The organism is Algoriphagus sp. UBA3586 (genome assembly GCF_002376385.1).
GTDB classification, from domain to species: domain Bacteria; phylum Bacteroidota; class Bacteroidia; order Cytophagales; family Cyclobacteriaceae; genus Algoriphagus; species Algoriphagus ornithinivorans.
Genome location: NZ_DFMT01000042.1, coordinates 42,701 through 56,639 on the forward strand (window position 1 = coordinate 42,701; position 13,939 = coordinate 56,639).

At 39.6% G+C, this 13,939-nt stretch carries 8 protein-coding genes; 7 read left to right on the plus strand and 1 reads right to left on the minus strand.

All coding sequences use genetic code 11. The features are described 5' to 3' along the window. Positions 1-12: 12 nt before the first annotated feature. On the minus strand, positions 13-2,787 hold the full coding sequence (gene leuS / locus B2906_RS14835) for a leucine--tRNA ligase (RefSeq protein WP_219956675.1): 2,775 nt from the start codon (positions 2,785-2,787) through the stop codon (positions 13-15). A 256-nt stretch (positions 2,788-3,043) separates the two neighbouring features. On the opposite strand from leuS, the gene B2906_RS14840 reads away from it, so the two are divergent. The 7 genes from B2906_RS14840 (at position 3,044) to B2906_RS14870 (ending at position 13,790) form a co-directional block, all read left to right on the plus strand. Then, positions 3,044-4,636, plus strand: a complete 1,593-nt coding sequence (locus tag B2906_RS14840) for an amidohydrolase (RefSeq protein ID WP_286940737.1) — start codon at positions 3,044-3,046, stop codon at positions 4,634-4,636. Positions 4,637-4,891: 255 nt separating this feature from the next. Then, a complete protein-coding gene (locus B2906_RS14845; RefSeq protein ID WP_286940739.1) occupies positions 4,892-5,365 on the plus strand; it encodes a GNAT family N-acetyltransferase in 474 nt (157 codons plus the stop codon). Positions 5,366-5,453: 88 nt separating this feature from the next. After that, the gene (locus B2906_RS14850) at positions 5,454-6,080 is read left to right on the plus strand and encodes a 7-carboxy-7-deazaguanine synthase QueE (protein ID WP_286940741.1); all 627 of its coding nucleotides are present in this window, start codon (positions 5,454-5,456) and stop codon (positions 6,078-6,080) included. A 4-nt stretch (positions 6,081-6,084) separates the two neighbouring features. Continuing rightward, positions 6,085-8,007, plus strand: coding sequence for an OmpA family protein (locus B2906_RS14855; protein WP_219956671.1), 1,923 nt, complete (start codon positions 6,085-6,087; stop codon positions 8,005-8,007). Between the two features lie 482 nt (positions 8,008-8,489). Continuing rightward, a complete protein-coding gene (locus tag B2906_RS14860) occupies positions 8,490-11,471 on the plus strand; it encodes a SusC/RagA family TonB-linked outer membrane protein (RefSeq protein WP_286940743.1) in 2,982 nt (993 codons plus the stop codon). Positions 11,472-11,484: 13 nt separating this feature from the next. Further along, positions 11,485-12,942, plus strand: a complete 1,458-nt coding sequence (locus B2906_RS14865; RefSeq protein ID WP_219956669.1) for a RagB/SusD family nutrient uptake outer membrane protein — start codon at positions 11,485-11,487, stop codon at positions 12,940-12,942. Positions 12,943-12,959: 17 nt separating this feature from the next. Then, on the plus strand, positions 12,960-13,790 hold the full coding sequence (locus B2906_RS14870; RefSeq protein ID WP_219956668.1) for a hypothetical protein: 831 nt from the start codon (positions 12,960-12,962) through the stop codon (positions 13,788-13,790). The last annotated feature ends 149 nt before the right edge of the window (positions 13,791-13,939 follow it).

Sequence of the window (13,939 nt, forward strand, 5' to 3'; positions counted from 1 at the left end):
GTTTATAGCGACTTAGATTACCAAATTCACAATCTTACCCGGTACAACAATGATCTTTTTCGGGGTTTTCCCTTCCAGCCATTTTTGAACTGTTTCATCTGCCAAAGCCTCTTTTTCAATAGCTTCTTTGCTAAGGTCTAAAGATAGGTTGATCTTGGCACGCATCTTTCCATTGATCATTACAGGATACTCAAAGCTGCTTTCAACCAAAAACTCCTCTTTAAACTCAGGGAATTTAGCTTCGGTAATCGATCCAACATGACCTAGTAATGACCAGAGTTCCTCGGCAATGTGAGGAGCGTACGGCGAAACCAAAATAGCCAAAGGTTCTAATATTTCACGCTTATTGCATTTCAGTGATGTCAATTCATTGACACAGATCATAAAGCTAGAAACGGAGGTGTTAAAAGAGAAATTAGCCATATCCTCTTCCATCTTCTTGATGGTTTTGTGCAAGGTTTTCAGCTCTTCCTTGCTTGCTTTTGCATCAGAAACTTCAAATTCTCCTTTTCCATTGTGGTAAAGGTTCCAGAGCTTTCTCAAAAACTTGAACACCCCGTCAATACCGTTGGTATTCCAAGGCTTGAACTGCTCCAAAGGCCCTAAGAACATCTCATACAGCCTTAAGGTATCAGCTCCATAACGCTCAATGATATCATCCGGATTGACTACATTGTACTTGGATTTAGACATTTTCTCTACTTCTGCTCCGCAGAGATATTTGCCGTCTTCCAGGATAAACTCAGCATCTGCCAAATCTGGTCTCCAGGCTTTGAATTTATCCAGGTTCAATTGGTCATTATGAACAATATTGACATCCACATGCATGGCTGATGTGTCATATTGATCTTTTAATCCATGAGAGACAAAGGTGTTGCTTCCTTTCAACCTGTAAACAAAATTGGATCTACCCTGAATCATCCCTTGATTGATCATTTTTTGGAAAGGCTCGTCAATACTCACCACTCCTAAATCATACAAGAATTTGGTCCAGAATCTGGAATATAATAGGTGTCCCGTGGCATGTTCTGACCCTCCTATATACAGGTCAACAGAACCCCAATAGTCAGTTTTGCTTTTATCAGCAAAAACTGCATCGTTTTTCGGATCCATGTATCGGAAAAAATACCAGCTCGAGCCCGCCCAACCAGGCATGGTAGAAAGCTCCAGCGGATATTCTCCATCTGCAGTTTTATAAGTCCAATCTTTGGCTCTTCCCAAAGGCGGCTCTCCATCTTCTGTTGGTAAATACTTATCTACTTCAGGCAGTACTAAAGGAAGGTCCTTTTCATCAATTAAGTAGGGAAGTCCGTCTTTGAAATAAACTGGAAGTGGCTCTCCCCAATAGCGTTGACGGGTAAAAATTGCATCCCGCATTCTGTATTGGATTTTTCCTTTTCCAATTCCTTTTTCTTCCAAAAAGGCGATGGCTTTTTCCATAGCATCTTTCATATACAATCCAGAAATGAATCCAGAATTGATAATCAAGCCTCCTTTTCCGGGGAAAGATCCGTTTTCCATGGAACCCTCAATTACTTGACGAATTTCCAAGCCAAAATGCTTAGCGAAGTTGTAATCTCGCTCATCATGAGCAGGTACTGCCATGACAGCGCCCGTTCCATAACCTGCCAAAACATAGTCCGCCACCCAAATTTGGATTTCTTCTCCATTGAAAGGGTTGATAGCGTAGGAACCCGTAAAGGCTCCGGATATAGTTTTGACATCACTCATTCGCTCTCGCTCGGAGCGATTTTTTGCTACTTGAATATAGGCTTCAGCAGTTTCGCGCTGATCTTCAGTAATCAGCTCAGCCGCCAAATCAGATTCAGGTGCCAAAGCCAAATAAGTTACCCCATAGATGGTGTCTACGCGGGTTGTAAAAACCTTGATTTGATGATCAGATCCTTTGACTTGAAAAAGCACTTCCGCACCGATGGATTTTCCAATCCAATTTCGTTGCATTTCTTTGATGGGTTCTGCCCAGTCTACTTTCTCCAATCCCTGCAATAACCTATCCGCATAAGCAGTGATTCGCATGGACCACTGCATCATCTTTTTTCGCTCTACGGGGTGACCGCCTCTTTCAGAAAAACCATCCTTCACTTCATCATTTGAAAGTACGGTTCCTAGAGCAGGACACCAGTTGACGGTAGTTTCTGCCAAGAATGTCAATCTATATTTAAGTAGAACTTCTTGTTTCTCTTTTTCTGAAAAACCTGCCCAATCGGAAGCTGAAAAAGTAGGAGTATCCTCATCGCATACAGCAGATATCCGGGTGTTTCCTTCTTTTTCAAATTGGGATACCAAAGAATCTATAGAAAGTGCTTTGTCAGCTTTCAGATCATAATAGCTATTGAATAGCTGCATAAAAATCCACTGAGTCCATTTGTAATAGGATGGATCAGAAGTACGAACTTCTCTTTCCCAGTCAAATGCAAAGCCTATGTTTTTTAGCTGCTCGGTGTAACGAGCGATGTTCTGCTCGGTTGTGATAGCCGGATGTTGTCCAGTCTGGATTGCATATTGTTCGGCTGGTAATCCGAAAGAATCATAGCCCATAGGATGCAGGACATTGAATCCTTTCAGTATCTTAAATCTGCTGACGATGTCTGAAGCGATATAACCCAGTGGATGGCCTACATGCAAGCCCGCACCTGAAGGGTAGGGAAACATGTCCAGAGAATAGAATTTGGGACGATTGGGATCGACTTCTGCATGAAAGGTTCCTTTTTCTTTCCAGAAGCCTTGCCACTTCTGCTCTATTTCCCTGAAATTATACTCCGCCATGATTAATTATTTCTTGATTTTTTAGCTAAACGCCTGCAAAAATAGAAAATTCAGGCGGGTTTGGTAATCAATTTTCTAATTCCTCTTGCACTTATCATTTTCCATCCGTCAATTTTTTGATAGAGAGTTTCCTGTTTTTATTAATTTCAGCAAGCTAACCATCAACCTTATGAAATGCACATGAGGAAAAATCTCACACAGGGAGATGATTATCCTGGGCATTCCATCTGACCTCTAAAAAACAAATTAAAAACAGATGAAAAGTAAATTATTGATAATGTCCGCTGCATTGATCTTTTGCAGCCAGATAACTTTTGCACAAAAGAAATATTCTCAAAAACAAATTGATGCCCTTAAAGCTGAAGTAAGCCAATTGGTACAGGAAAATCATAAAATGAGCCAAGTAATGGTGGATAAAATTTTCAGTTTTGCCGAATTAGGCTTTCATGAAGTGGAATCGTCCAAATACTTAACCAGTATTCTGGAAGAAAATGGATTTACCATAGAAAAAGGAGTGAGTGGGATACCTACTGCTTGGTTTGCAACATGGAAAAATGGGGAAGGCCCGGTTATCGCCTTGGGTTCAGACGTAGACTGTATTCCAAAAGCCTCTCAATACCCCGGAGTAGCTTATCATAAGCCCATGGTGGAGGGGGCTCCAGGCCATGGAGAGGGACACAATGCAGGAATTCCTTTAAATATTACTGCTGCTCTGGCGGTGAAGAAAATCATGGAGCGTGAAAAAATTGGAGGTACATTAATCTTATGGCCCGGAATTGCTGAAGAGTTGGTCGCAGCCAAAGCTTGGTATACGAGAGATGGCCTATTTGATAATGTTGACCTATGTATTTTCACACACGTTGGCAACAATCTTGGGGTAAGTTGGGGACAATCCTCAGGTACTGGATTAATCTCTGTGGAGTATACTTTTTCAGGTGAAGCAGCTCATTCTGCCGGCTCTCCTTGGAGAGGCAGAAGTGCCTTGGATGCAGCCGAATTGATGAATATTGGTTGGAATTACAAAAGAGAGCATTTACATCCTTTAAAAAGATCTCATTCCATTTTTACGGATGGAGGAGATCAACCTAATGTAGTGCCTTCCAAGGCTTCCATTTGGTATTATTTCCGCGATGTGACTTATGAAGGAATTATGGAAATGTATGAAACGGCTAACAAAATGGCTGAAGGTGCTGCATTGATGACTGAAACGGAAGTTAGCAGTAAAATACTGGGTACTGCTTGGCCGAGGCATTTCAATAAGGTGATTGCAGAACAGATGTACCAAAATATATTGAAAGTTGGATTGCCAGAGTGGTCAGAGGAGGATCAAATGCTGGCTAAAGCTGTTCAGGAAGAGGTAGGATCCTCCAGAGAAAATGGATTACCTACAAAACTGGATACATTGGGTTTACCTGTGACCCAACCTGTTTCTGGTGGTTCAGATGATATTGGGGATGTATCATGGGTCGTGCCTACTGTTACATTGAGATTTCCTTCTAATATCCCTGGGCTTCAAGGACATCATTGGAGTAATGCCATAGCTATGGCTACGCCGATTGCTCACAAAGGAGTAACTCAAGGAGCAAAAGCTGAGGCAATGACTATTTTGGATTTCCTTCTTAAGCCAGAGTTGGTGGACCAAGCTTGGGATTATTTTAAAAATGTTCAGACAAAGGAGACCCAATACAAGCCGATGATTATTGCTGATGATGCTCCTCCGATTTATTTAAATACCGACATCATGAATCGTTTTAAGCCTGAGTTGCAAAAGTTTTACTACGATGAGACCAAGTTTGATACTTATCTGGAACAATTAGGCGTAAAGTATCCAACAGTGAAGAAAGACTAGGAATTTCTTGTCTAAAGAAAAACAAATCAGAACCGTTAACTGAATCAATGTTTTGAAAAAATGCTAATTTAATAGTATGAATATCCGCTTTCTTATCAGTAAGAAGAAGAATATGGCTTAGTATTAACTGGAAGGGTCAGAACCCCGAAGCTTCGGACATCGGTCATCGGTCTTCCATTCGGCCAAGCAAAGAATATATGGTAACTGGCTAATTTGCGGATAATCAGATTTAAAAGTGTAATTAACTGATAATCAATGGATTCAGAACATCATTCAATAATAATTCGTGAGGCCTCATTGGAAGAGATTCTTTCGATTCATCGCGAGATACCAGAATTTCAAGGTGAGGTCTCATTGGATTTTTATAAAAACAGATTGGGTACTAAGTCTTATTTAGCCTTGGTAGCAGAATTGGAAGGCGAACTATTAGGGTTCAAAATTGGCTACGAGGGGGAGACTCCGAAAATATTTTATTCTTGGATGGGAGGAGTGAAGCCAGAGTTTAGAAAAATGAGAATTGCTGAATCTTTGGCAGATTATCAGGAAAAATGGGCTCTGGAAAAAGGGTTTGATACCGTGTATTTCAAAACAAGGAACCGCTTTTCAGACATGATTAATTTCGCTTTTAAAAGAGGTTTTCAGGTAGTAGATTTTTTTAGAAAAGGGGAAGTGGAAGATTTCAGGATTGTGATGATGAAAAAACTGGATGGTTCAAAGATTGAATTTTAGTAGTCTTCTCCATCATATTCAAAACTTAGCTTTACCTTTGTGAGATAATTCACCAGCGGTCGAATCACCCGCTTTACCAAAAATTCAAATGACTACACAAGAATTAGTGGCCTCAGGCCTACAGCTTCCAGTCATGGAAGCTTTCTATACTATCCAAGGAGAAGGACGATTTACAGGAACACCCGCATATTTTATCAGACTGGGAGGTTGTGATGTGGGCTGCGTTTGGTGTGATGTTAAGGAATCATGGGAAGCAGGGAAATGGCCTGTATTAGCTATTGAAGAAATAGTAGAAGAGGCAATAAAATATCCTGGCAGATTAGTGGTGATTACCGGAGGAGAGCCATTGATGTATGACTTGGCACCTTTGACCCGTCTTTTGAAAGAAAATGGCTTCACTACCAATATTGAGACATCAGGGGCGCATCCTTTTTCAGGAGACTTTGATTGGGTATGTTTTTCTCCAAAAAAATTCAAGAAGCCTCACGCGTCCATTTATTCAGAGGCTGATGAACTGAAAGTGGTAATTTTTCATCAAAGTGATTTCAAATTTGCAGAAGAACATGCTGCATTGGTGAATAAAAGTTGCGAGTTAAGGCTACAACCAGAGTGGGGTAAGGCTGAAAAATTCACTTCTGAGATCATAAACTATGTGAAAAATCATCCAACTTGGAATATTTCCCTACAAACTCATAAATTTATGGATATTCCATAAGTTCATGCGCCCTGTTTTAGTAGGAATTCTTCTTTTGTTATTGACTTCCCATGCATTTGCACAGGATTTTTCCATTATTGATGGGCGGGCAATTCGTTTTTACAAGGAAGGAGAGCAGCTAATTTTGGAAAGGAGATATGATGCTGCCTTAGAAAAATTCAAGGATGCGATCAATCGAGAGGCATCTTTTTTGGAAGCCTACGTCAAAATGTCTCAGCTCTTGATTACCATGGGGAATTTGGAAGAGGCCGAAAGAGTAGCTGAGTCTGGAAGATCCAGATTGAGTGGGAAAAATGCAACGCCTAAGCACAGTGCTGACATTGGCTGGGTTTTCTCCAACATTTATTTGCAAAAAGGAGAATTCGAAAAAGCCTACAAGCAGTTTGAAGCCATAGATCCTTTATTGGATGATTCCTTTCGCTCTCATGTTTATTATAAAGAGATGAAAACCCAGATGGAATTTCTCAAAACTCAATTGGGAAAATCCATGTCCATAGAAAAGGAAAAACTCGAGGCTCCTCTAAACCAATTTCAATTGCAATACTTTCCTGTCTTAACTGCGGATGGGAAGCAGATTCTTTTTACCAAAAGAGATGGTACGGGCAATTATGATAAAGAAGATATTTTTACCTCCTTTTTAAGCGAGTCAGACGAATGGTCTGTTCCCAGAAGTATAGCATCGACGATCAACTCACAATACAATGAGGGAACTTGCTCGGTAACCGCAGACGGAAATATTCTTATTTACACTTCATGTGATGCGCCTGATTCTGAAGGCAGCTGTGATTTATATGTAGCCTATAAGGTCAACGGAACTTGGCAGAGGCCCAGAAATATGGGTAAAAAGGTGAATTCAAGGTCCTGGGATTCCCAGCCATCCTTGTCGGCCGATGGTCGAATCCTGTTTTTCTCTTCTAATAGAAAAGGTGGCTATGGAGGAAATGATATATGGTATTCAGTCAGATTAGCTGATGGGAGTTGGGCTGAAGCCAAAAATCTTGGGGAAACTGTCAATACACCTAAGGATGAGATTTCACCTTTTATGTTTTTTAATAATGAAATCTTGTTTTTTGCTTCAGACGGTCATCAGGGTTTCGGAGGGATGGACATATTCTTATCCCGAGTAAAGGATGGAAAGTTTACCAAACCCGAAAATCTAGGTCTACCTATCAATGATCAACTAGATCAAGTTGCCTTGTTTATTACAGCTCAAAAAGACTATGCATATTTCACGGAGCTAGCGAGTTCAGAAAATGGTAGAGATAGGTCCTTATTGTATAGATTCAAATTCCCGAAGGATATATATCTAGGCGAAAACCTGACTGTTACAGGCGGGAGAGTTTTTAATTCTAAAACAGGAGATCCGATAGATGCTACTCTTTCCTTGGTTTCGCTAACGAATGACAGTACGCTTTATGAATTTAAAGCTGATGGTAAAACGGGTGAATTTATGATGCTTTATCCTGAAAAGTCAATTTCAGGTCTATATGTGGAGAAGAAAGGGTACCTGCCGAAGATTTATAATGTAGAAAGAGACAAGCTTCAAAATGTAAAGGATTTGGAGGTACAATTGACTCCGGTTGCTTCAGGTGAGGAGTTTGTTTTTGAAAATGTATTTTTTGATTTCGATAAATATAATCTGAAGCAAGAGTCCATGTCTTCTCTGAAGCGATTGGTGAAGTTTCTCAATGAAAACCCCAATGTTAATATCATGGTTACCGGCCACACTGACAACGTGGGTTCTTCCGCATATAATCAAACACTCAGCTTGCAAAGAGCTAAGAGTGTTCAGGATTATTTGATCCAAAATGGAATGCATCCGGGTAGGGTTTTGGTGGAAGGAAAAGGAGATAAAGAACCGATGGTTCCAAATACCAATGCTCAAAATCAAGCCTTAAACAGGAGGATTACTATACGAGTTTTGTGATTTTTTGAATCGTATAGCCCTAAGTTGATTTGCTCGTAATTGCAGAATAAAATTCTGTATTAGCGAGAAAAAACAAATACTATTTATCAGCTTTAAAATACTGTATTAGCTATATTTTTCATTTATTATAATATGCAATTTTTAATATTTAATAAACCTTATTTCATATCTAAATAATTTTGCGAAAAATTAAAAAAGGGCAATAAAAATTGGAATTGTATTTTTTTTCTTAAATTTTTTAGACAAATTTAAGATTTAGTATTAAAAATTAACTTTTGTTAACATTGAGATAATGTATCTAATTCAGAATTAAATATCACATATGATATTTATTCCAAAATTAATTCTGAAATTATCTTTTTTATCAAATTCTGAACGTACTTTTTATTATAAACAATTCTAAATTTTATGGGTAGTGCTCTTGGGATATTCAAAGATATCGGATATCATTGAACTTATTTTAAACCATAATCAAACCAAATATGAGGAAAGTTTTACTTCTAGGACTCATGCTGTTTTTGGGAAGTGCGGTAGCATTTGCCCAAAATCGTGTGATTACTGGTACTGTTACCTCAACCGAGGATAACTTGGGAGTACCAGGAGCGACTGTTCTGGTAAAGGGAACTACGATTGGTACTGCCACCGACTTGGATGGTAATTATTCAATCAGTGTTCCAGCCGGAAGCAATGTTTTGGTCTTTAGCTTTGTAGGCTTAAGACAGCAGGAAGTGAGCATCGGAAACAGAACTACCATCAATGTAGCTTTGGAGCCAGATGTTCAAGCTCTTTCTGAATTCGTGATCACATCATACGGTGATCAGTCGAAAAGAGAAATTACAGGTGCGATTGCGTCTGTGAAAGGTGAGGTTTTCGAAAACCTGCCTGTTCAATCATTTGACCGTGCAATGCAAGGTCGAATTGCGGGTGTTCAGGTGACTTCGACTTCTGGAGCTCCAGGAGGTACTTTGAACGTTCGAATTCGAGGCGTAGGTTCGATCAACGCAGGAAATGATCCACTTTATATCGTTGACGGTGTGCAGGTGGCTTCAGGATCCTTGTCTGGTCAGGGACCTCAAAATGCCTTGGCATCTATCAATCCAAATGACATTGAGTCAATTGAAGTATTGAAGGATGCTGCAGCTGCTTCCATTTACGGTGCTCAGGCAGCCAATGGTGTTGTATTGATCACTACTAAAAAAGGGAAAAAGGGTGTAACTAAAACAAAAATCACTGCTCAGGAAGGTATAGTACAACCTTTGAATCTATATGAGGTGATGAATGCTACTCAGTTGGCTACAATCAAGCGTGATGCTTACATTAACGCCGGATTGAATCCAGCAAACGCAGCTGCTACTTATGGAAACCCTGAGGATCCAAACTTACAGTCTTATGATTGGGTAGATGAGTTGTACAGACAAGGAAGACTTTCTGTTTATGACGTTTCAGTTTCTGGAGGTGATGAGAAGACTAACTTCTATCTTTCTGGATCTTACACTAACCAAGAAGGTCAAATTGTTCAGTCTAGTTATGAGAGAGCAACTGGTCGTTTGAATGTGACTCACAGGCCAAATAAAAAGTTGACTGTCGCTGCCAACCTTTCTTTGGCATACCAAAGAACATTGGGAACCATTGCAAATGGTAACTTCGTGAATGGTCCTTTCTCTGCTGGTTTTACCATGAGACCTAATGTACCTATCTACAATGAAGATGGTTCATTCAAAGCAGATTATCCTTCTAACCATAACTTCGGTTACAACATCGTGCAAGGTGTTTATGAAGAATTGAGGAGAGGTACTTCAGTTCAGACTGTTTCTAACTTGCAAGCGAATTATCAGATCACTCCTTGGTTGAGCTGGACATCTTATTTTGGTTTGGACTTCTCTGACAATAGAGATGAAAACAACAGACCATCTACAATTCCAGTATTCTCTTCTTTTGGTGGTCAGTCTTTTTATGCCGATAGAAGAAACAATAACTTCAACACCAACCATAACTTGAATTTCAACAAGAAATTCGGTGATGTACATACTATTACCGGTTTGGCTGGTTATGAATATAAAGGATTCCAATCTGAAGAGACTACAGCAACTGGTCGTGGATTTGCTAATCCAACTTTGAGATATCTTCAAAATGCTGCGACTCCTTTCGCAGTAGGAGGTTTCTTTACTGAATTCAAAAGAATCGGTGTATTTGGAAACGTGAAATATAACTACGATGACAGATACGATGCTGAATTCACAATCAGAAGAGACGGTCACTCAAGATTTGGTGCTCAAAACCAGTGGGGTACATTTGGAGCTGCTTCAGTAGGATGGAGAGTTTCTTCTGAATCTTTTATGCAAGATTTGACTTGGTTGGACAACTTAAGAGTTAGAGCATCTTTCGGTATCACAGGTAACTCTGATATCGCAAACTTCGCTTCAAGAACCCTTGTAGGAAACACTGGACAATATTTAGGTTCAGGTTCCTTAGGTCTTTCTCAGTTGGGTAACGATCTATTGACTTGGGAAGAGTCTAAGACTATCAACTTAGGTGTTGACTGGACTATTTTCAATGGTAGATTGATCGGTACAGTTGATTTCTGGAGAAAGGACTCTGAATCATTGTTATTTGACACACCTCTTCCAATTGATTCAGGATTTGGAAGTATTACGAGAAATACAGGCTCCGTAAGAAATCAAGGGATTGATATTGATTTGCAGACTGTGAACGTTGTATCTGGAAAATTCCAGTGGAATACAGGATTCAACATCACATTCTTGGAGAATGAATTAAGAGAGTTATATGATGGACGAGATAGAATTGGAAATGATCTTATTGTAGGTAGACCAATTTCATTCTGGTATACTCATAGATTCTTGGGTGTTAACCCAGCAAATGGTAGAGCAATGTACGATGATGCGAATGGAGGATATACCTACATCGTAGGTGAATCAACTCTTCAATACATCGGAAGTGGATTGCCAACTAGCTATGGTGGTTTATCAAACACTTTCTCTTATGGTCCTGTGTCTTTGGAGGTATTCTTCCAAGGTCAATTTGGAAACTTAGCTGGAAACCAGGATATGTTTAACCTTGAAGATTGGGGAGCATCTACTGGTAACTTAAGAACTAACCAGTTGAGCTATTGGAAGCAGCCAGGTGATATCACTACTGTAGGTCGTCCTTACGAAGGTGGTCAGGCTCCAGGAACTTCAAATATTGATACTTTCTCTACTCGATTCTTAAGTGATGGTGGATATATAAGATTGAAGCAAGTGACATTGAACTATGTACTTCCAAGTGCTGCTGCACAGAAAATTGGAATGCAAGGACTGAGCGCTTTCGTTCAAGGCTTGAACTTGGCCACATTTACGAAGTATACTGGTCAGGATCCAGAAGTTGTGGGTATTAGAGAATTTGTATCAATTGGACGTTTCCCGAATGCGAGACAGTTCTCAGCAGGTTTAACCTTAACCTTCTAATTTGAATATAGCTATGAAAAATATATTTAGAATAATGGTATTTGGTGGTGCTCTAGTAGCAGCATCTTGTACTGATCTAGAAACAACTCCTAGACAAAGCTTAACTCCAGGCACTGCTCTAGCAGATGCAAATGGATACGAATCATTGGCTTTGTCAATGTATGGAAGAGCAAGAGCTTTTGGTTATTACGGTCAAAATATGATGATAGAGCCTGAAATTTTAGCAGATAATTTAAGGATAATAGCTAATACAGGCAGATATATTGGCGAAGAGGCTAATGCAGATAGAGCCCATTTTAATCTATGGGATTTTAATCCTAACAACAACTCATTCAGAGGTGTTTATGCTGGGATCAATGATGCAAATATTGTTTTAGCCGGAATTGAAAATGTGCCAGGGCAGGAGTCCTTAAAAAATAGAGTGAAAGGCGAAGCCCACTTTATGAGAGCTTTGTTCTATTTCGATTTGGCAAGGGTGTATGGTTATGAGCCAGGTAAAGAAGTGAATGGCTGGGATAAATCAGTTATATTGAGAACTGAGCCTACTTTAGGTTTCTCTAATGCTGATTTCAGAGCTAGAGCTACAAACCGTCAGGTTTATGATCAAATTATCTCTGATTTGCAAGCGGCTGTTAACTTGTTGCCAACAGCTACTCTAAGAAATGCTTCAGTTTATAGAGCAAGTAGAGGTGCTGCACAGGCATTGCTAGCTAGAGTTTACTTATATGACTCTAAGTTTGCTGAGGCTGCTGCTTCTGCATCAGCTGCAATGGCTTCTTTCGGAATCACTGATGACGGAACAGGCTTAGCGACACCAGCTAATTATATTTCTGGATTCTCTACTGCCCCTAACCCTGAATCTTTATTCGAAATTGAGATTCGTTCTAATGACTGGTCTACTGTTGACGGTGTAAACAACTCTGTATGTTCTTTGACTGCGAATGTTTTTGCAAGTGCTCAGTTTATTGTTACGGCTACTGATGAATTAATTAATTCTTATGAAACTGGTGATGTAAGAAGAAATGCATGGGTGGCCACTACTAGATCAGGTGCTTCTGGTACTGTATATAGATCTGCTAAGTGGTTAGGACATAAAGGTGATTTCTTGGAGAACCTTCCTATTATCCGTGCTGCTGAATTGTTCTTAATCCGTGCCGAAGCAAGATATAGAACCAATGATGCTGCAGGTGCCAGAGCTGACTTGAATGCTTTGAGATCCAAAAGAGGATTGGGAGCTGTAGATGCCGCACTTTCCGGTCAGGCATTGTTTAATCAAATCATGTTGGAAAGAAGACAAGAGTTCGCGTTGGAAGGTCATAGATGGTTTGATTTGAAAAGAAATGGAATGCCAATTACAAAGGCTGGCAGGTTTGAAACCGTTCCTTACAATGATTATAGATTGCTTGCTCCACTTCCAACTGGCGAGCTTCAGTTGAATGATCAGTTGGAGCAAAACCCTGGTTATAACTAAAAAACAGAAAACTAATTATGAAAAAGTTATATATCTTATTCGCAGTAGCATTTGCCTCTTTGGCAATGACTTCCTGCTTTGATGATCCGGGGCGAGAAGTGTTCTTTGACGGAAACGTTGTTGAGTTTCATGACGGAAATCTTCCTAATGGATTCACAACAACTAAAGTCAGAAGAAACGCAACTCAAACTGATCAGGTTGATATTCAGGTGAATAGAGTATCAACAAATGCAAGTGGTGCTATCACCGTTAATATTGGGGTAGATCCAGCATCAACTGCCATTCAAGGTGTTCATGTGAATTTCACAGGAACTACAGTGACGATTCCTGCTGGACAATTTGTTGCAACATTCCCTGTTACTATCCTTACAGGAAATATTAATCCAGGAGAGCGACCAGTTCTTAAATTGATAATGCAATCTGCAACTGGTGCTGATATTTCTACCAATTATGGAGATCTAGATTTGAACATTAACGTTATATGCGAATCTAAAATTTCAACTGAGGCAGATACTTGGACAGCAACCAGTAATTCCAGATTTGGAACATTTACAGCAGACGTAAAAGTTGTTCCAGTTGCAGGAGTGGCTGGCCAATATACAATTTCAGATATTTCTGCTGGATTGTATGCTGCATTTGGTTTCAGTACTACTCAATCAGCGATTTATGCAGATAACTGTAATAAACTGACATTCGTTAGGGTAGTACAATCTCAATTTGGTGGCTTGGGTGGCCCAAGAATAGATCCAAAAGTGGGTTCTTTTGACCCTGCTACAAATACCATGATTATCTACTGGAGTGATTCCGGAAATAACATTGATGGAAGAACTACTTTAGTTAAAAAGTAATAGAATTTGATTCAAATTAAAAAAGGAGGGTTTCCCTCCTTTTTTTTGCTTTTATTTATATAAACGGGATTATTAATAGTTAGGCTTGAATTAAATTGAACCTAATTTGAATTATTTCCTGTTAAAATTTATAAACCCAAGCAGTTGTA

Excerpts from the sequence above, each read along its gene's own strand:
- B2906_RS14850 (WP_286940741.1), top strand. The coding sequence starts at position 5,454 with ATGACTACACAAGAATTAGTGGCCTCAGGCCTACAGCTTCCAGTCATG.
- B2906_RS14870 (WP_219956668.1), top strand. The coding sequence starts at position 12,960 with ATGAAAAAGTTATATATCTTATTCGCAGTAGCATTTGCCTCTTTGGCA.
- B2906_RS14860 (WP_286940743.1), top strand. The coding sequence starts at position 8,490 with ATGAGGAAAGTTTTACTTCTAGGACTCATGCTGTTTTTGGGAAGTGCG.
- B2906_RS14855 (WP_219956671.1), top strand. The coding sequence starts at position 6,085 with ATGCGCCCTGTTTTAGTAGGAATTCTTCTTTTGTTATTGACTTCCCAT.
- B2906_RS14845 (WP_286940739.1), top strand. The coding sequence starts at position 4,892 with ATGGATTCAGAACATCATTCAATAATAATTCGTGAGGCCTCATTGGAA.
- leuS (WP_219956675.1), bottom strand. The coding sequence starts at position 2,787 with ATGGCGGAGTATAATTTCAGGGAAATAGAGCAGAAGTGGCAAGGCTTC.
- B2906_RS14865 (WP_219956669.1), top strand. The coding sequence starts at position 11,485 with ATGAAAAATATATTTAGAATAATGGTATTTGGTGGTGCTCTAGTAGCA.
- B2906_RS14840 (WP_286940737.1), top strand. The coding sequence starts at position 3,044 with ATGAAAAGTAAATTATTGATAATGTCCGCTGCATTGATCTTTTGCAGC.